The following is an 18,282-nucleotide window of genomic DNA, read 5'->3' on the forward strand; positions in this document are numbered from 1 at the left end:
TTTTGCTTAGTGATAACGTGACGTTTCGTCAGTTTGTAAGATTTAAAAGTGTTAACGACTTACATATAGATTAATTGTATAAGTATTCCTTTTTCAAGGGAATGAAAAAAGTTTTTTAATGGGAATTTTTAATAAAATATTTAGTGGTTCATCAGAACCAAAAGAAGAGAAAGTACTTCCTTGGATTGCTCTAATTTCAGTGGATCAACTTAATGTAATTGCAGAAAAATCTAAAGCTAAAACACAACTAATTTTTAAGCATTCTACACGCTGTGGAATTAGTCGAATGGTGATGAATCAGTTTGTTTCAGCTTATGATGTTGATGGTAATGCAGATTTGTATTATTTAGATCTGCTAAATTACAGAGATGTTTCTAATGAAGTGGGTTATAAATTTCAAGTGATGCACCAATCACCACAATTATTAGTATTGAGAAATGGAGTAGTGGTTGCGCATGCCTCTCATGGTGCTATTAATGAGATGGATTTGCTTAAGTTTGTGTGATGAGAAGTAATCATCCATGAAAAAAATAAAGAATAAAGTAAAATCTTTAGTTAATAAACTACCGTACGTAAGAGTTTTATATAACGAGAATAAAAACTTAAAAAAGAATTCTTGCTATTTTCCTGGCCATTTTTATTCACCAATAGTTTCTATTGAAGACATAAAACAAAGAGAAGCAGTAATTTGGGAAAATAAAACTGTTGATGGAATTGTAGGTATTGATTTAAATACAGATAAACAACTGTCTTTAGTAGAGAGCTACAAGGCCTTTTACGACGAATTACCTTTTGAAGCTAGCAAAAAAGAAGGTGTTCGTTATTATTTTGAAAATCCCCATTATTCATATACCGACGCCATATTCTTATATTCTACGATAAGACATTTTAAGCCAAAGCAAATTATCGAAGTAGGATCTGGTTTTACGTCTGCATTGATGTTAGATACCAATGAATTATTTTTTTCTAACTCCATAAAATTAACCTTTATTGAACCCTATACAAAACGTCTTAAGTCACTATTACGAGAAGGTGATGCATCTGCAGTAACTATTATAGAAAAAAAAGTACAAGATGTGCCTAAGGAAAAATTCTTAGAGCTAAATGCTGGTGATGTTCTATTTATAGATAGTACGCATGTTGTAAAGACGGGTAGTGATGTTAGTTATTTGTTTTTAGAGATATTACCTATTTTAAAATCTGGGGTTTTAATCCATATTCATGATGTGTTTTATCCTTTTGAATATCCTAAAGAATGGGTTTATATGGGTAGAAACTGGAATGAAGATTATTTTTTGAAGGCATTTTTATTACATAATAAAGACTTTGAGATTTTACTGTTTTCACACTATCTCGATTTGCATCACAATGCCATATTTAAAGATATGCCTTTATGTTATAAAAATACTGGTGGTAATATCTGGTTGCGTAAAATGTAAAACTTTTTTTAAGTTAAATAAAAAACCTTCCGAATTTCGGAAGGTTTTTCTATTAATTCAAAGTATAAGAATTCATTATTTGTTTTAATTGCTGTTTTATATCTTCCCCAGAATCATAGATCATTTGTTCTTCAGTAGGGAAGGGTACAGCTCTTCTGTCTAAAAAAGGTAGTAAATCGTTTGCTAAGGCTCTACGATCACCTCTTGCGTTGGCGTAAATATGTTCAAAAACAAATTGACTACTAACAGGGAATGCATCAGCTAATTGTTTTGTATTTAGGTTATGGTACTCTACGTTACCAGTGACTTGTACAGTTTTAAATTGCCTGAATTCGTAAAATTCGCAACGTACTGTTTTAAGATTATCAATTTCAATAGTATTCCCAAGACTATCTTTTACCTGGTTACCACTATCGTCTAATAATAATCTTTTGCCATCTTTTATTTGCTTTTCTTTTATAAGCTGACGCTCTTTAACTTGCTCTGGAGATGTATTTATCTGTCTTAAATTAACGCGCATGTTGTAATCATAATTAATATTACTATCTAATGCGTTATGATAAACTGTCCATAAATTATTAATACCGTAAGTACTAAAATTTAATAAATCATTTTCTAAACGTTCTGGAATTACTTTTTCGGTGTCATTGATCATTTCTACTAATACAAAATCTGTACCTTTTATATGCGCTTCTTCTAGCAACACACGGACATCTCTATAGTTAGGATTGATATCCTCTATATCTCTAAATTGATTATAAGCAAACCTGTAATCTTGTTTAGTATTATTTTTTTGATTTAAAATCGCAATAGCATTAGCATAAAGATGCGCTGATGCTTTTTCTTTTGAGGTGATAATTCCATTCGAATAGTCTTCAATTGGAATTGATATTTTTTGACCATCAACATATAATGGTAAAAGCGGTTTTACACGCTCTTGTCTATTCTCTAGCGTCATATAAAGATCATATACTTTAATATGATTTTCAGGGTTATTATCCTTATTTAAATAGTTGATGCTTTCTTTGTCTCGCTGAATGGCTTTAGTATATGCCTCTTGAAGCATAACAATATAATCAGCTTTACGTTTCTTATTTTTATTAGTACGTAATTTACTTATAGCAGTAGTAATAGCTTGGTCGTAGTTACCAGTGCTTACAGATCTTTCAATTTGTTTACTTGTGCTACAAGAAATGATTAGCGCTATGACTAATATGGAAAGTAGAAGTTTTTTCATAGGTTAATAGTTTTGTTAGATTTGGGTTTCAAAACAATTAGGTGATAAAACTACGGATAATATAGATGAAATACTAATAAACACGACGAAATACATTAATCTTTAAGAGTTATACAAGAATACTCTTGTTTATAGGTGATTAAGATGCAGGTAGTATGAGCATATGCGCATAAAAAACCTCTCAATTTAAATATCTTTTAAAATTGAGAGGTTTTAATTACTAACTATTAAGTTTATAGGATTTCAAAATACTTTTAAGTTTTAGTTTCAGGTCTTCTCCTGTATCATACACCATTTGTGTATCAGAAGGAAATCTTACTTGATGTTGTCTTAATAGGTCTTTGTCATCTCTATTTAAAGCTCGTCTATCTCCTCTAAACCTACCAAATACGTTTTCGAATATAAAACCACTATCTATAGTAAAGTTATCTATAATCTGATTTTGTTTAAGGTTTTTGTAAACCACATCTGCAATAACTTGCGCGGATTTAGTTTGTAGTACTTCAACAAATCGTGCTCTTACATTAATAATTTTATCAACTTTAATATCGTTACCCAAACTATCTTTAGCAACGTTACCATCTGCATCTAATGCATATTCCCAGCCGTCTACAATTTGTCTTTCTCTAAGTAATTGGCGTTCGTTAATACGCTCTGGCGAAATATTGATTCTTTTTAATTGTAATTCCATAGAGAAATCATAATCTAATGAATCGTCTGCAACTGCATGATAGGTTGTCCAGAATTGATTAATACCATAGGTATTAAAATCCAGTAATTCTACTTCTAGCTGCTGTGGTAATAATTGATGTGTTTCGTTCTTTACAGAAACATGCACATAATCCATACCTGCTATATGAGATTCTTGCATTAAAGCATTTACATCTTCAAAACCAGGATTAATAATATTTATATAATCAAATAACCTATAAGCTTCTCTTGCACTTAATTTGTCTTCAGTGTCTAAAAGGTCAATACCTTTATCAATTAAATAATTTGATGTTTTATATCTATAATCGACCAAAGCATCGCTATAATCATTAAATGAAAATTGAATATTTCTACCATCAATACTTAAAGGCATAATACGTTTTATTGCATTTTGTCTAGCTTCTAAATCTGCATAGCTTTCGTAAATAGTTTTGAAAAATTCTGAATTACCATCTTTCTTTAAATGGTTAATACGCGCTAAATCTTCTTCTAAAACTTTATGATAGGCATCTGTGAGCATTACAACATAAGCATGCTTGCGCTTTTTGTCTTTGTTGTTCTCTAGCTTTCTTAAAGCTTCTGAAATAGCCTGATCATAGTTGCCATGGCTGATAGCTTGTTCAATTTGTTTTTTGGCACTACAAGATACGAGTACCGAAACAAGGACTGATAATAGTAAAAATCGTTTCATAATCTTGTGTATAAAGGGTTATACCAAGTATAAAATCAATCACTATGCCAAAAAAAGTAAAGCGCTAATAATAAGCGCTTTATAAGTATAGTAATATGTTTTTAGTCTATTTTGACTTCTTAGGGTTAAAAACTGGTAATAATTGCGTTTTTAGTTGTCCAAACCCAATACGAACATCATTATTTTCGCAATAGCCTCGCATTACAACAGTATCGTAATCATTAATAAATTTACGTTCTGTACCATCTTTTAATGTTAATGGTTTTGTGCCTTTCCAGGTTAGCTCTAACATTGAGCCATAAGAATCTTCGGTAGGACCAGAAATGGTTCCGCTACCCATCATATCACCAGAATTAACAGGACACCCGTTAATGGTGTGATGGGCTAATTGCTGAGACATATTCCAATACATGTGTTTAAAGTTTGTTTTACAGATTGTGGTTTCTTTTCCTCCTTTAGGAATTATACCTGCTTCTAAATGAATATCAAAGCTATGCTTTCCTTTTGTCTGTAAATATTCTAGTGGTTTTGGATTTTGTTTCGGACTCTCAACTCTAAAAGGTTCTAAAGCATCGAGTGTTACAATCCATGGTGACATTGATGAGGCAAAGTTTTTGCCCAAGAACGGTCCTAGAGGAACATATTCCCATTTTTGAATATCTCTAGCCGACCAATCATTAAAAACAACTAAACCAAAAATATATTCTTCGGCTTCTGCAACAGGAATTGGTTCGCCTAAATCATTTGCATCTGTTGTTATAAAAGCCATTTCTAGTTCAAAATCCACTAATTTACTTGGTCCAAAGACAGGCTTATCTGCATCTGCTGGCATGGTTTGTCCTTGTGGTCTATGTATAGGAATATGTGTTGTAATTATAGAAGAACTACGACCATGATAGCCTACAGGCATATGCAGCCAATTAGGTAGTAGTGCATTATCTGGATCTCTAAACATAGCGCCAACATTAGTAGCATGTTCTTTACTCGAATAAAAATCTGTATAATCACCAACAAGCACTGGCATTTGCATTTCTATCTCGTCGAGTCTAAAGCAAATCGTTTCTTTATCTTTAGTATTATTTTTTAAGGTATCGTTTTCTGCATCAAAAATTTCAGCAACTCTATTTCTTACTGCTCTCCATGTTTTTCTTCCATCAGCAATAAAATCATTTAATGAATCTTGAAGAAAAATATCATCCGTAAGTGGAATGCCTTCAAAATAACCTAATTGATGTAACGCCCCTAAGTCAATAGCCGTATCACCTATTCGTGTTCCGATAGTAATAATATCTTCTCGAGTTAAAAAAACTCCAAAAGGAATATTCTGAATAGGAAAATCCGAATATTTATTAACGTATAACCAAGAGGTTCTATTTGGATTATTGGCGGATAGTGGCATATTGTAATTGTTGATTAAATGTTCATTAATTTCTACTCAAACCTAAGGAATTTTTGATATTAAAACTAATGTATTCACTATTTTTGTATCGATTTAACAAAGACTTTATATATGCAACGCGACGAACAAATTTTTGAATTAATACAAGCAGAAAAAGAACGCCAACTAGATGGCATAGAGCTTATTGCCTCTGAGAATTTTGTAAGCGACCAAGTAATGGAAGCTACAGGTTCTGTATTGACGAATAAATACGCTGAAGGTTATCCTGGTAAGCGTTATTATGGTGGTTGTGAGGTTGTTGACGAAGTCGAAAACATTGCAATTGAACGTGCAAAGACATTATTTGGAGCTGCATATGCTAACGTGCAACCGCACTCTGGAAGCCAGGCAAACACAGCCGTTTTTCATGCATGTATAAAGCCGGGAGATACTATTCTTGGTTTTGATTTATCGCATGGTGGTCATTTAACACATGGCTCTCCAGTTAATTTTTCTGGCCGATTATATAATCCAACATTTTATGGGGTTAAGAAAGATACAGGACTTATCGATTACGATATGCTAAGTGATGTAGCACAAAAAGAAAAGCCAAAATTAATTATTGCTGGTGCTTCTGCTTACTCTCGCGATATGGATTTTGAAAAATTTAGAGAAGTTGCAGATAGTGTTGGTGCTATTTTATTAGCTGATATATCGCATCCATCTGGCTTAATCGCTAAGGGAATTCTAAGCGATCCTATGCCACATTGCCATGTTGTTACGACAACAACACATAAAACATTAAGAGGCCCAAGAGGTGGTATGATTATGATGGGAGCGAATATAGACAATCCATTTGGTCTTACTTTTAAAAGCGGAAAATTACGTAAAATGTCTGGCCTTTTAGATTCTGGGGTTTTTCCTGGTAATCAAGGTGGTCCTTTAGAGCATGTTATTGCTGCTAAGGCTATTGCTTTTGGTGAATGCTTAACAGATGAGTTTATGCACTATATGTTACAAGTAAAACATAATGCAGATGCTATGGCTAAAGCTTTTGTAGCTAAAGATTATAACTTAATTTCTGGTGGAACCGATAATCATATGATGCTTATAGATTTAAGAAATAAAAGTATTACAGGTAAGGACGCAGAAAATGCTTTAGTAAAAGCTGATATTACTGTAAATAAGAATATGGTGCCGTTTGATACAGAATCTCCTTTTGTAACTTCTGGTATTAGAGTTGGTACACCAGCAATTACCACAAGAGGCTTAAAAGAAACAGATATGTCTTATGTTGTAGATTTAATTGACGAGGTTATTACTAATTACGAAAATGAAACGGTATTAGAAGGTGTTGCTAAAAAGGTGAATGAGTTAATGGGAGGTAGAGCATTATTTAATGCATAAAAGATACATCGTTATATATTAATTAATAGCCTTTCAATTTAGTTTGAAAGGCTTTTTTTTATTTTACGCAACCATAAAAGATTAAGCGTAATTGATACGGCTAGAATAATACCAACAATTAGAAAGAATTCATTAGATATATTTTTAAAGCCAGATCTAAAAAATTTACTAAACGCTGAAATTAAATAGAGTAGTAAAAAAGATACATTAAAAAATAACCAAACAGATTTAAGAATTTCTAGAATAAATTTTGAATAATTAAATCGCTTTTTCAAATCAAACTTCTTTATTAATCATCAAAACTTACACTTTCATAAGCACCAGAATCGGGCTCTGTTGCATTTCTAGCTGCATTTAGTAAGTCAGATCCTGCTGGTAATAATGGTAATGCGATTCCGTTAGCACCAGAGTCAGCACCAATACGCATTAAGTTTTCAAATGGGTCTTCAAATTCTGGGTCTACATTAAAGATGTTATTTTCATAAAATGTAGCATCACTAAACATGTAGTTTGTTGTGCCTTGCAGATCATCATTATCAAATCGTAAAAGACAATTTGTAAATTTATAGTTAAAAATAGGTCCTTGATCTTCTAGTAAGAATTCAGGGTTATCATTGCCATATATGATGCAGTTAGTAAAGTTTGCTTCTACAAGGTCATTAGTAAAAACTGTATTGTTTTCGTCAACGATAAAGTCATTTAACAGTAGAGAAGGAAATTGTCTAAAACTACTATTCCAATAATTAGCAATAGTACAATGTGTAAAATTATACTTACCACCAAATGTACCAGCAAATGAGGATTGACCACAATTATTAATCACTACATTTTCTGCGTTAATTGAGGTAGCACGACCTAAAATTCCGAAAGCACTGGCATTGTAAATTTGAGAATTTGTTATTGCTAATTTATCATTATTTTCATCCTGATTGCCCTCTGATAAAACACCAATTGTTGCGTTTTTTATGGTTGCATAATTAATAGTATTATCCATACTATCATTAAATAACCAAATGGTTCCCCATTGACCAGGTACGTCCGCAAATAATGGCTCTAAACGGTCACCTTCTAAAATAACTTCATTTTCTAACGCATATTGATCTGTGCTTAATTCTCCATTAATATTTAGCGTCCCACCTTGAGTTACTATAATACCAGAATCTCTGTGAAAATTAACACGAGTACCAGCTTCCATGGTTAGTGTTTGTCCATTTCCGACACCAGCATATCCATAAATAACATAAGGTTTTTCATTTGTAAATGTTAACTCATTATTTTCTAAAAAACGGCCTTGCAATGCTGTTTCATCTGGTGTGCCGTCTCCATCTACATCAAATGTTAGTGTTTCTATAATACCTGTTGTAGCATCTCTGTTGGGATAAATAAACACAGCATCTTTTACTAGAGTGACTAAATCTACATCTTGTTGGCTGTTTCCAGAGTCAAAAAGAATACGATCTGTATATAAGAATTGAGTGTCTGAATTTGAAAGTGTTTCAATATCGATAGTTGTTTCTATGAATATAAATAGACTATCGTTTGCTAATAACTCTACATCTTCAAAAAACTTACCTTCTTGTGCGCCTTCTAAGCCAGTAGTGCCATCAACATTCATTCTGTAAAATGAATTCACACCATTTTCTAATTGAATAGTAGGTATAACGATATCATCATCACTTCGATTATAAACTTTTAAGTTATAAGTACTAGAACCAATATTAGTAAAAACGGTGTCTAAATAAACCGTATCTCTAGCAAACTCAAGGTTTCCTGTACTTGGTGAAAATTCAAAATCGTTACGACAAGAACTCCAAAATAGTAAAATTCCGAAACAGCAAAAGAATAGTAATAATCGCTTCATAAGTGAAAATAGAATTATGGCTTAAAAATATAACTTTTGAAGTTAGGATTTATTATGAAGTTGATGAATTATAATGATTAACTCAATCTTTTATTGGCTTTTGTTCGCTATACTCATCAAGTAATTCCAGAAATAATTCACTATTAATAACAAATTGTTCTAATAACTGCATTCGATTTTCATCCTTTAGTAACTCGGAACTTATGCCTTTAGCAGAGCAAAAATCATAATAAAGATGAATACGTTCTTTAGGAATTTTTAAATTTTCAATGGCTAGACGTCTATTAAAAAAACTACTTCTTTTAAATAAAGAATCTATTTGAGTGTAAGTTATAGCTTGGTATTGTGGTGCTTTATATTTTTTACTTTTAAAGAGTTTAGCAACTTGACCAATAAGATAAATAAAATCAACTCCATAATTTTCTCCGGCAGGCTTATATAAATGAGGGTTGCTCTTTATATCAGCTTTTATTAAATTATTTAATTCGCTATTGTATGTTTCTTCTTCAAAAACTGGTTGTTTTGGTTCGGCTTTAACTTCAACTTCGTTTAGTTCATTTACTATTTTTTTGAGTTCAAAAACGAAGGTATCATTTAAATGAAATTGCTTGACTATTTCAATTTTTGGATGATAAAATAGAGATTCAAACGAAAGGGTATCGTTAATTTGGGCCTGAATTTCAAAATTTCCTTCTTCGTCCGTTACTGTTAGACGATTTTGTGTTTTATTAATTACTTTAATATTGGTTAATGTAGATTTAGAATCGTAAACCTTTCCTTTTAATGTTTGACTATTAGTAGCAAAAGACACTAATAAAAGAAGTGAACCTAGAATATATAAACGCATGCTATATTGATTGGTGGTTAAAGAAAAACGTTTTGTCCAAGATGACCTAAAGTCTTTAATAAACTTTAACCTAATAAAATGTTAATCAAATAATATAGCAACTTCTTCAGGGATACGAGTTGGCTTTTTTGTCGACCTATTCATAAAGCACCATTTGGTTTCTGAAGTACAGATTAATTTGTTTGTAGCTATATTGAAAATCTCGACATGACGAATAGAGGTGATACCTTCAGATTTTGAAACAAACGTTTTTAGTTTTAAGAGGTCTCCTAACACAGCTTGCCCTTTATACTCAATGTGATGCGCCAATAAAACCCAAAAAAAATCATTTAAAATAGCTTCAGTGGCATTTTGTAACCAATGTTGTTCTGCAATATCTTGTACCCATTGTACATATCGCACATTGTTTACATGGTTGAGTTGGTCTAAATCCTCTTTAGAAACGGTAGTGGTTTTTTCGAATATTTGCATCAACTAGATTTTGATGCTTAAAGATATTACTTCTTTGAAAAAAGACGCTTTATACCAAAGAAGAATTTGCCAACAGATGTTCTTTCTTGTTCGCCATCTCTTATAGCTTCTCGCTTTGCTAAGCGCTCTTTTTTCCAATTGGCTCTTCGTTTTTTATTTCTTTCTAACCATTTTTCTTTGGCTTTATTAACACTAAAATAACCACCACCAGAAGGAAATCTAGAATGGTCTGGTTGACACCAAACACTTATAATACCGCCTACAACGACTTCATCCAATGTATCATCTAATAGTAAACTTATATTTACCGTTGAAGATCGACCAACTACAATTTTCTTATCAATACACCCAACAAAACTTATTACTAGAATATCTCCAATCTTAGCTTTTATCGAATATTTGCCATCAAAATCAGTTTGCACACCTCTAGATGTCCCTTTAATTATTACTGAAGCACCAGGTAATGGTAAGCCATCATCTGCTGTGGTAACTGTACCAGAAATTGCACGTTCATTTAAAACTGATGTTGCTATTTTTCCTTTGACCTGAGCTGTTTTTAAAGAATCTACCTTTACAGTTCGTGGTTTTCCTTGGGCATGTATGTCTTGGTTGCCAAGGGCAAAGAATGCAAATAAGCCTGATGCCACTAAAGACATATAATTATTTCTATATTTTCTTTGTAAGATTAATTTTCTATTTAGCTGTTGACTTTTAAAGCGCCCACAGAGTTTTCCTTCAGACTCAATAGTTTTAATGATGGATTCATCTGTTTTTTTAGTGAAGTCTATAACGGTTTTATTGCATGCTGCACAATGACGTCCTTGTTCTTTTGGAGTCATATTATTCCAATCTTCATGGCAAGGTTCTGGAATATTAATTGTAATAGCTTTTCTCATGGTTGTTTTGATATTTAAATCAAAGAACCTAAAGCTCAGTATAAATTAAAATGAGGAATGAGTAAACTAGCCTTTTTGTTGAGTAAAGTTTATTGCTGAATTATTTTAACTTCAAAAAGTTTGTCCCAGTTTTTACCAGTAACAAAAATAGTTTTGCGTTCTGGGTGGTAAGCAATACCATTTAAAACATCTAAATCTGTATGTTGCTTAACTAGTTTTCGTAGAGGTTTAAAATCTATAACACCTTCTACACCTCCTGTTTTCGGGTTAATAATCACAACACCGTTACGTTGGTAGATATTTGCATATATTTTACCATCTATCCATTCTAATTCGTTTAAACTAGGAATTTTTCCCTTTTCAGTATACACTTCTATATGCCCATTTTCTGTGAGGTTTTCTGGATCGATAAACCAAATTTTTTCAGTACCATCAGATTTGTAGAGTGTTTTATTATCATTGCAAATTCCCCAACCTTCTTTACTCTTTCCGTAATTAAATGTACTTAGTTTTTCAAAAGAATTTACATCATAGACAAAACCTCTATTTGCTTGCCATGTGAGTTGGTAAATTTTATCGTTTAGTATTGTTAAACCTTCACCAAAATAAGCATCATCCAAGTTTATGTTCTTAAGTACTTCTCCAGTTTTAAAATTTACTTTTCTCAGTTTAGATTCTTTTCGTTGTCCTGTACTTTCAAATAATTCTCCATTATAAAATTCTAGCCCTTGCGTGTAAGAAGTAATGTCATGCGGATAGGTGTTAATAATCTCATAATTGTAAATTTTAGGAATGACATTATTAAATAGTTTTACAGTTTTAGAAAGATTTTCTGTGTTATCATCATAAGTGACCACTGCTGTAATAACCTTTTCACCTAAAGTCGTATTTAAGATAGTGTTGTTCTCTATCGACTCACCATCTAATTTGTAGGTTATATTACCGATATTTAGTTTTTTTGGGTTCTCAATAGATAGACTTAAGGTATCGCCAAGTAATAGTGATTTTCCTTTAATTTTTATATTTAAACCTGTTTGTTTAGATGTATTAGAGTCTTTACAATTAACGAAAACTAGACTTAAACAAAAGAGAATGATATATTTAGATAATTGCATAAAACCTTCTATAATTTTTAGCAAGTTATTAAATAAAATTCAGTTTAAAAATCGTTGTATAAGTTTTAAAAGGTTGTATCTTTGCCACTGGCAAGTCCTACACAACCAGCTCCTGCTTAATCCTCCAGGACGGGAACGTAGCAAAGGTACGCGGTCGTAGCGGTGTGATGTAGGTAGCTTGCCTTTTTTTGTACCCTAAAGTTTCCTTCAAAATTTGTATTTTTCAGCTATAAATCTTTATTGATATGTCTAAAGTGATTTTAATAACAGGTGGTTCTTCTGGAATAGGAAAGTCCGTTGGTGAGTATCTACAATTAAAAGGATATAAAGTTTATGGTACGAGCAGAAATCCTAATAATTATCCAGATAGTAAATTTCCGATAATAGCTTTAGATGTTACGGAGCAGGACACTATTAAATCTTGTGTCCAAACTGTATTGCAAAACGAGTCTCAAATAGATGTTTTGATTAATAATGCAGGTGCAGGTATTACGGGTCCGTTAGAAGAAATTCCTGACGCTGAGATTAAAAGAAATTTTGAAACTAATTTATTTGGTCCAATAAATGTTATAAAGGCTGTGTTGCCAATTATGCGCAAACATAAATCGGGTTTAATTATTAATGTGACATCTATAGCAGGTTATATGGGATTACCATATAGAGGTGTGTATAGTGCGAGTAAAGGTGCGCTAGAGCTTGTAACGGAGTCGTTTAGAATGGAATTGAAAGCGTTTAATATTAATATGACTAATGTTGCACCAGGTGATTTTGCAACAAATATAGCCGCAGGTCGCTATCATGCACCAGTATTAGAGGATTCTCCATATAGAGATAAATATGACTATTCATTAAAAATGATGGATGAGCATGTAGATGAAGGAAATGATCCTAGTCAAATGGCTGAGGCTATTTATAGAATCATTAATGCCAAGCAACCTAAAATTCATTATAAAGTTGGTGCTTTTATGCAGAAGTTTTCTATTGTATTAAAACGCATATTACCAGATACTATTTACGAGAAATTATTAATGAACCACTATAAGCTTTGAAACGCTTTTTTATATTAATTTCTCTTGTATTATTTACATCTTGTTTTTTGATGCCGCTTGGAGCACCGCATTATCACAAGTATGAGTCTGTAGAAGATAATTTTACAGTCGAAGTGTTTTGTACTCCAAAACACAAGACGTATCATTTCTTTTATGATAAAAATATAAATATTAAAGAATGTTCTAAGGTATTTGTTTCTGATAGATGTAGTGCTTTTAGTTTAGAGTCTTTTTTTGATGAACAGAGATATCAAAAATCAATAAATATTAATGATAGAAAGTTCCATAAACTGTTTCCTATCGACACATTAACTATTTATTTTTCCAAATCTGATAAAGTTATAAGTTTACTGCCAGTTCTGTGAATTTTTGGTATACTATTTGAAGTATAATTTTTCAAATTAGCTATTATGAGAACTTATCGATTTATTTCAGTATTACTTTTATTTTTTGTTTTTAATTGTTCAGAACCACTTTGTGTTTTCCCAAAGGAGCCCGAATTAGATAATAAAGAGTTTCCGATAGGAAATACAGAAGAATACTATTACGTTCAACTTAATGGTGAAATAAATAACGAACCACGTGATGATGATTATGATTACTATTTTGATGTAGAAGGATTACCTGAAGGTATGGACTATTTTGTAAATTACAGAACTATTAGTTTAGAAGGTACTCCACTAGAAACAGGAACGTTTGATATTATTATATATTTAGATGTTGATGGTCCTTTTAACAATTTTGATGAAGATCCAGAACGCCTTTGTAATTATAGTACAAGTAAAAGATATACTTTAATTATAGAATAAGCTAGGATCTCAATTATTTGCTTATTTGTTAATATATTCTGATAATTTCATAAAGAAGGAGCAATTGATTAGTTGTAGATTTGCATTAATTATAACACAACAATTCAAACAAAAGATTCCCTATCATAAGGGAAAACTAAAACAAGTTTTTTATGAAATTTTTTATTGACACAGCCAATTTAGATCAGATAAAGGAAGCTCAGGACATGGGTATTTTAGATGGTGTAACTACTAATCCATCTTTAATGGCAAAGGAAGGTATTACTGGTACAGATAATATTATGAAACACTATGTCGATATCTGCAACATTGTTGATGGTGATGTATCTGCGGAGGTAATTGCAACCGACTTTGACGGAATGGTAAGAGAAGGCGAGGCGTTAGCAGAATTGCACGATCAAATAGTTGTTAAGCTGCCAATGATAAAAGATGGTATAAAAGCTTGTAAATATTTTTCGGATAGAGACATTAAAACGAACGTAACATTAGTTTTTTCTCCAGGTCAGGCCTTATTAGCTGCAAAAGCAGGCGCTACATATGTATCGCCATTTATAGGGCGTTTAGATGACATATCTACTGATGGGTTAAATCTTATCGCGGAAATTCGTCATATCTATGATAATTATGCTTTCGAAACAGAAATTTTAGCTGCGTCTGTAAGACATACAATGCATGTTATTGATTGTGCAAAATTAGGAGCTGATGTGATGACTGGTCCACTAAAATCTATAACAGGCTTATTAAAGCACCCTCTTACAGATATCGGTTTAGAAAAATTCTTAGAAGATTATAAAAAAGGAAACTAACATATCCCTAAAGATATCCTAATAGGCATTTTATTGTGAAACGATAAGATGCTTTTTTTGTACCAAATTACTTAATGTTTCAGGAAAATCAGTTTTAAAAATATTAACATTGGGATGTAAAATTGTAGTGTTCTCATTAACTACAATTGCTTTATTAGAATAGTTTACCGCTAATATTCTTCTTGCTTTTTTTGGATTCTTAAATTTAAATTCTTTTTCAGTCGGAAAATTATAATCACTAATTATAGCTTTCCATGTTTCACCATCGTTTCTATTCAAGTTTATAGAGATGAAATCTACCTTAGGAAATTTAGACTTTAACTCTTTTACCTTGTAATGGCTATTTCTGTATTGCATTTTAGAGTTCGAAGACCAGAAATATATTACTGTAGGTTTATCTATTACAGCAGATAATTCGTGCTCTTCGCCATCAAAATTTATTACATCTAAATCTGGTAAAGGATTTCCTTGTCTTAACAACTTTAGAGATGAAACCAGCTCTTTCATTCCTTTTTTATCGCTATCATTTGTGCTTTTCGCCAAATAATAATCTAACATTTCATTAGCATCTGTCTCGGTGTGATTATGACTGACATAATCTCTAGTTTTATACTTTAATAGGTTATTCTTTATGGTTTCATCTGATATTAAACTATCAATTAAATCTAATTTAGATTTGTTGAAATCCATTGCATGTCTATCAAATTTATTATGAAAAGTATGTTTTTCATAGTGAGAATGCGCTGCCATGTTATCTATATGAGAAAACATAAATCTGTTATAAGAATAAAAGTGTCTTAGATGATTTGCATTGTAATCTACAGTTTCTCGGTAAGCATAGAAATCTTCTGGTAAGTCCTTGATATGAATTAATTTATTATTGCCAAAATATGCGAAAGGGTAGATTTCTTTGTTTGCATATGCGTTGTAATTAATATTGGCTTCAATAATAGATTTAAAAAAATCGGATTCATCATTTTGAGCAAGAAAATCATGGAAATTATCTAATTGTATTTTTCGTCTTTCTTCAATAAAAAGGTTAAAAGCTTCTGGTTCTATCTTAGCATACTTTATGAGTTTTTTTTCTTCTTGTTCATTAGATAAATAAGTTCTAATGAGGTAATTATTTTTCTTAGCTCCATTTCCTGTAAATACTAAAGATTCATCAAAATCATAAGTATTAAGTCTAAACATTATACTGTCATTCGGCTCTAATAATACCATTTGGTATTCACCACCATGAGTTATAGAATACAAACCAGACTGAAGATTTGTAAATTTATGTATAAACCTATTGTTCGAATCTAATTTAAAAGAGTCTACAACCTTACCTTCAGTATTGTAAAGTATGACATTTTTATTTTTAGGATTTACTATTTCACCACCAAGATAAGCGAAGTCGCCAGTATTAGCATCGTTTGTTTTGCAACCAAAAGTGATTGAAAGCAAAGCAATAGATAAAGCCACATATCTAGTCAACATAGGGTTTTTCATAAAAGTTAGCATAGCAAATGTATGAGTTGGATTGTTTAAGTCTTGTTAATGCCTCGTTAAATCTTGTTATACGGTCTATTTATTTCGTCTAATGGCTTTAATTTTCTACTTTTGCAAACTCAAAAAATAGCTTAAATTATATAATATATGTTATCAGTCTCTAATTTATCGGTTCAATTTGGTAAACGCGTTCTCTTTGATGAAGTTAATACCACATTTAATAATGGTAATTGTTATGGGATAATAGGTGCCAATGGATCTGGGAAATCAACTTTTCTTAAGATTGTTGCAGGCAAAATGGATCCAACTTCTGGAAGTGTTCATTTAGAAACTGGTAAGCGTATGTCTGTATTAGAACAAAACCATAATAAGCATAATGAGGATACAGTTCTAGAAACGGTATTAAAAGGTAATAAGCCATTATATAAATTAAAGTCAGAAATTGATGCACTTTACGCTGACTATACAGACGCAAATGCAGAGAAAATTGGCGAGCTTCAAGTAGAATTTGAAGAAATGAATGGTTGGAATGCAGATAGTGATGCGGCCGCAATGTTATCTAATTTAGGGATAAAAGAGAATCATCATTATACTTTAATGAAAGATTTAGATGGTAAGCAAAAGGTGCGTGTATTGCTGGCACAAGCGCTTTTTGGGAATCCAGACCTGTTAATAATGGATGAGCCTACAAATGATTTAGATTACGAAACTATTTCTTGGTTAGAGAATTTCTTAGCTAATTATGATAATTGCGTTATAGTCGTCTCACACGATAGACACTTTTTAGATTCTGTTTGTACACATATTTCTGATATTGATTTTGGAAAAATCAACCATTTTTCAGGTAACTATACTTTTTGGTACGAATCTTCCCAATTAGCCGCAAAACAACACGCACAGCAGAATAAAAAAGCTGAAGAGAAAAAGAAAGAGTTGGAAGAATTTATTCGTCGTTTTTCTGCCAATGTTGCTAAATCTAAGCAAGCGACCAGTAGAAAGAAAATGATTGAAAAATTAAATATTGAAGATATTAAAAGGTCTAGTCGTCGTTATCCTGCTATTATTTTTGAACGGGATCGTGAAGCCGGAGATCAAATATTAAATATTGAAGGACTATCTGCAAGTTTAGATGGTGAGGTTTTATTTAATAAGATAGATATTAATTTAAACAAAGGAGATAAAGTTGTAGTCTATTCTAAAGACTCTAGGGCAACTACAGCATTTTATCAAATTGTAAATGGTAAAGAAAACGCTGATTCGGGAAAGGCGTCTTGGGGTGTTACAACCACGCAATCGTATTTACCATTAGACAATAGCGAATACTTTAATAATAAATTATCATTAGTAGATTGGTTACGTCAATGGGCAACAACAGAAGAAGAGCGCGAAGAAGTTTACATTAGAGGTTTTCTTGGTAAAATGATTTTTAGTGGTGAAGAAGCCTTAAAAACGTCTGATGTTTTGTCTGGAGGAGAAAAAGTGCGATGTATGTTAAGTCGCATGATGATGATAAGAGCCAATGTGTTAATGTTAGACGAACCTACAAATCATTTAGATTTAGAAAGTATTACAGCATTTAATAATTCGCTAAAGAATTTTAAAGGAACTGTACTATTAACCACTCACGATCATGAGTTTGCGCAAACCGTTGGTAACAGAATCATAGAGTTAACACCTAACGGCGTTATAGATCGCTACATGACGTTTGATGAGTATATGAGTGACAAGAAAATTAAAGAGCAGCGTGAGAAGATGTATGGTGTTATAGCCTAAATTGCTTCCATCTCACTCTTAACGCGTTCAATAACAACCATAGCTTTCTCTAATTCATCATTATTAACATAAAGTTCTTGATAGCCTTGATTCATTGAAGCGTAACCTGCTAAACGCTGAGATTCCCCTTCGTCTTTTATTATAGGTATAATACCAACATGTATTAACTCGTCTTTAACGCGAGTGACTAAAATAAAATTTCCTGAGTAGACTTTTGTATATTCTGTAGTGCTCATATCTATAGGTCTTAAATTACAATTATAAGTTACAAAATTTGGAGCAAATTTCCTACTCTAAA

Annotated in this window: 18 protein-coding genes and 1 other RNA gene; 9 read left to right on the forward strand and 10 right to left on the reverse strand. The window is 31.8% G+C overall.

Features of this window, described 5'->3' with window-relative positions:
- Positions 1-118: 118 nt before the first annotated feature.
- A complete protein-coding gene (gene ytxJ, locus ACFWU4_RS08515) occupies positions 119-505 on the forward strand; it encodes a bacillithiol system redox-active protein YtxJ (RefSeq protein ID WP_411126793.1) in 387 nt (128 codons plus the stop codon).
- 16 nt (positions 506-521) lie between these two features.
- Positions 522-1,439 carry a class I SAM-dependent methyltransferase gene (locus tag ACFWU4_RS08520; protein ID WP_411126795.1) on the forward strand — a complete coding sequence of 306 codons (918 nt, stop codon included), beginning with the start codon at positions 522-524 and terminating at the stop codon, positions 1,437-1,439.
- A 52-nt stretch (positions 1,440-1,491) separates the two neighbouring features.
- Here ACFWU4_RS08520 and ACFWU4_RS08525 read toward each other — a convergent pair whose 3' ends face one another.
- The 3 genes from ACFWU4_RS08525 to fahA all read right to left on the reverse strand — a co-directional run bounded on the left by ACFWU4_RS08525 (position 1,492) and on the right by fahA (position 5,477).
- The gene (locus ACFWU4_RS08525; protein ID WP_411126797.1) at positions 1,492-2,676 is read right to left on the reverse strand and encodes a hypothetical protein; all 1,185 of its coding nucleotides are present in this window, start codon (positions 2,674-2,676) and stop codon (positions 1,492-1,494) included.
- 220 nt (positions 2,677-2,896) lie between these two features.
- Entirely contained in the window at positions 2,897-4,078 is a 1,182-nt protein-coding gene (locus ACFWU4_RS08530) for a hypothetical protein (RefSeq protein WP_411126799.1), read from the reverse strand.
- Between the two features lie 106 nt (positions 4,079-4,184).
- Positions 4,185-5,477, reverse strand: coding sequence for a fumarylacetoacetase (gene fahA, locus ACFWU4_RS08535; RefSeq protein ID WP_411126801.1), 1,293 nt, complete (start codon positions 5,475-5,477; stop codon positions 4,185-4,187).
- 111 nt (positions 5,478-5,588) lie between these two features.
- Here fahA and glyA point away from each other — a divergent pair, with 111 nt between their 5' ends.
- A complete protein-coding gene (glyA, locus tag ACFWU4_RS08540; RefSeq protein WP_411126803.1) occupies positions 5,589-6,863 on the forward strand; it encodes a serine hydroxymethyltransferase in 1,275 nt (424 codons plus the stop codon).
- Positions 6,864-7,152: 289 nt separating this feature from the next.
- On the opposite strand, the gene ACFWU4_RS08545 is transcribed toward glyA, so the two are convergent.
- The 5 genes from ACFWU4_RS08545 to ACFWU4_RS08565 form a co-directional block, all read right to left on the reverse strand.
- Positions 7,153-8,724, reverse strand: a complete 1,572-nt coding sequence (locus ACFWU4_RS08545; RefSeq protein WP_411126805.1) for a hypothetical protein — start codon at positions 8,722-8,724, stop codon at positions 7,153-7,155.
- 82 nt (positions 8,725-8,806) lie between these two features.
- Positions 8,807-9,571 (reverse strand): carboxypeptidase-like regulatory domain-containing protein, encoded by a 765-nt coding sequence (locus ACFWU4_RS08550; RefSeq protein WP_411126807.1) that lies wholly within the window; start codon positions 9,569-9,571, stop codon positions 8,807-8,809.
- Positions 9,572-9,652: 81 nt separating this feature from the next.
- Positions 9,653-10,042 carry an acyl-CoA thioesterase gene (locus tag ACFWU4_RS08555; protein ID WP_411126809.1) on the reverse strand — a complete coding sequence of 130 codons (390 nt, stop codon included), beginning with the start codon at positions 10,040-10,042 and terminating at the stop codon, positions 9,653-9,655.
- A gap of 26 nt (positions 10,043-10,068) precedes the next feature.
- The gene (locus ACFWU4_RS08560; protein WP_411126811.1) at positions 10,069-10,938 is read right to left on the reverse strand and encodes a carboxypeptidase-like regulatory domain-containing protein; all 870 of its coding nucleotides are present in this window, start codon (positions 10,936-10,938) and stop codon (positions 10,069-10,071) included.
- Between the two features lie 89 nt (positions 10,939-11,027).
- Positions 11,028-12,077, reverse strand: a complete 1,050-nt coding sequence (locus ACFWU4_RS08565; protein ID WP_411126813.1) for a glutaminyl-peptide cyclotransferase — start codon at positions 12,075-12,077, stop codon at positions 11,028-11,030.
- 64 nt (positions 12,078-12,141) lie between these two features.
- On the opposite strand from ACFWU4_RS08565, the gene ffs reads away from it, so the two are divergent.
- From ffs to fsa, 5 genes are all read left to right on the forward strand, one after another.
- Positions 12,142-12,240: signal recognition particle sRNA small type (ffs, locus tag ACFWU4_RS08570), an RNA gene on the forward strand.
- Positions 12,241-12,298: 58 nt separating this feature from the next.
- A complete protein-coding gene (locus ACFWU4_RS08575) occupies positions 12,299-13,102 on the forward strand; it encodes an SDR family oxidoreductase (protein WP_411126815.1) in 804 nt (267 codons plus the stop codon).
- A 50-nt stretch (positions 13,103-13,152) separates the two neighbouring features.
- The gene (locus ACFWU4_RS08580; RefSeq protein ID WP_411126817.1) at positions 13,153-13,467 is read left to right on the forward strand and encodes a hypothetical protein; all 315 of its coding nucleotides are present in this window, start codon (positions 13,153-13,155) and stop codon (positions 13,465-13,467) included.
- Between the two features lie 45 nt (positions 13,468-13,512).
- Positions 13,513-13,911 carry a hypothetical protein gene (locus ACFWU4_RS08585; RefSeq protein WP_411126819.1) on the forward strand — a complete coding sequence of 133 codons (399 nt, stop codon included), beginning with the start codon at positions 13,513-13,515 and terminating at the stop codon, positions 13,909-13,911.
- 152 nt (positions 13,912-14,063) lie between these two features.
- On the forward strand, positions 14,064-14,717 hold the full coding sequence (gene fsa, locus ACFWU4_RS08590) for a fructose-6-phosphate aldolase (protein WP_411126821.1): 654 nt from the start codon (positions 14,064-14,066) through the stop codon (positions 14,715-14,717).
- A 30-nt stretch (positions 14,718-14,747) separates the two neighbouring features.
- On the opposite strand, the gene ACFWU4_RS08595 is transcribed toward fsa, so the two are convergent.
- Positions 14,748-16,211, reverse strand: coding sequence for a thioredoxin-like domain-containing protein (locus tag ACFWU4_RS08595; protein WP_411126823.1), 1,464 nt, complete (start codon positions 16,209-16,211; stop codon positions 14,748-14,750).
- 147 nt (positions 16,212-16,358) lie between these two features.
- Here ACFWU4_RS08595 and ACFWU4_RS08600 point away from each other — a divergent pair, with 147 nt between their 5' ends.
- A complete protein-coding gene (locus ACFWU4_RS08600) occupies positions 16,359-17,984 on the forward strand; it encodes an ABC-F family ATP-binding cassette domain-containing protein (protein WP_411126824.1) in 1,626 nt (541 codons plus the stop codon).
- Here ACFWU4_RS08600 and ACFWU4_RS08605 read toward each other — a convergent pair.
- Positions 17,981-18,220: a putative signal transducing protein gene (locus tag ACFWU4_RS08605; RefSeq protein WP_411126826.1), complete on the reverse strand. Its 240-nt coding sequence runs from the start codon at positions 18,218-18,220 to the stop codon at positions 17,981-17,983. The two genes, ACFWU4_RS08600 and ACFWU4_RS08605, sit on opposite strands and share 4 nt — an antisense overlap.
- Between the last annotated feature and the right edge of the window lie 62 nt (positions 18,221-18,282).

This window comes from Winogradskyella sp. PE311, assembly GCF_046545555.1.
Taxonomy (GTDB): domain Bacteria; phylum Bacteroidota; class Bacteroidia; order Flavobacteriales; family Flavobacteriaceae; genus Winogradskyella.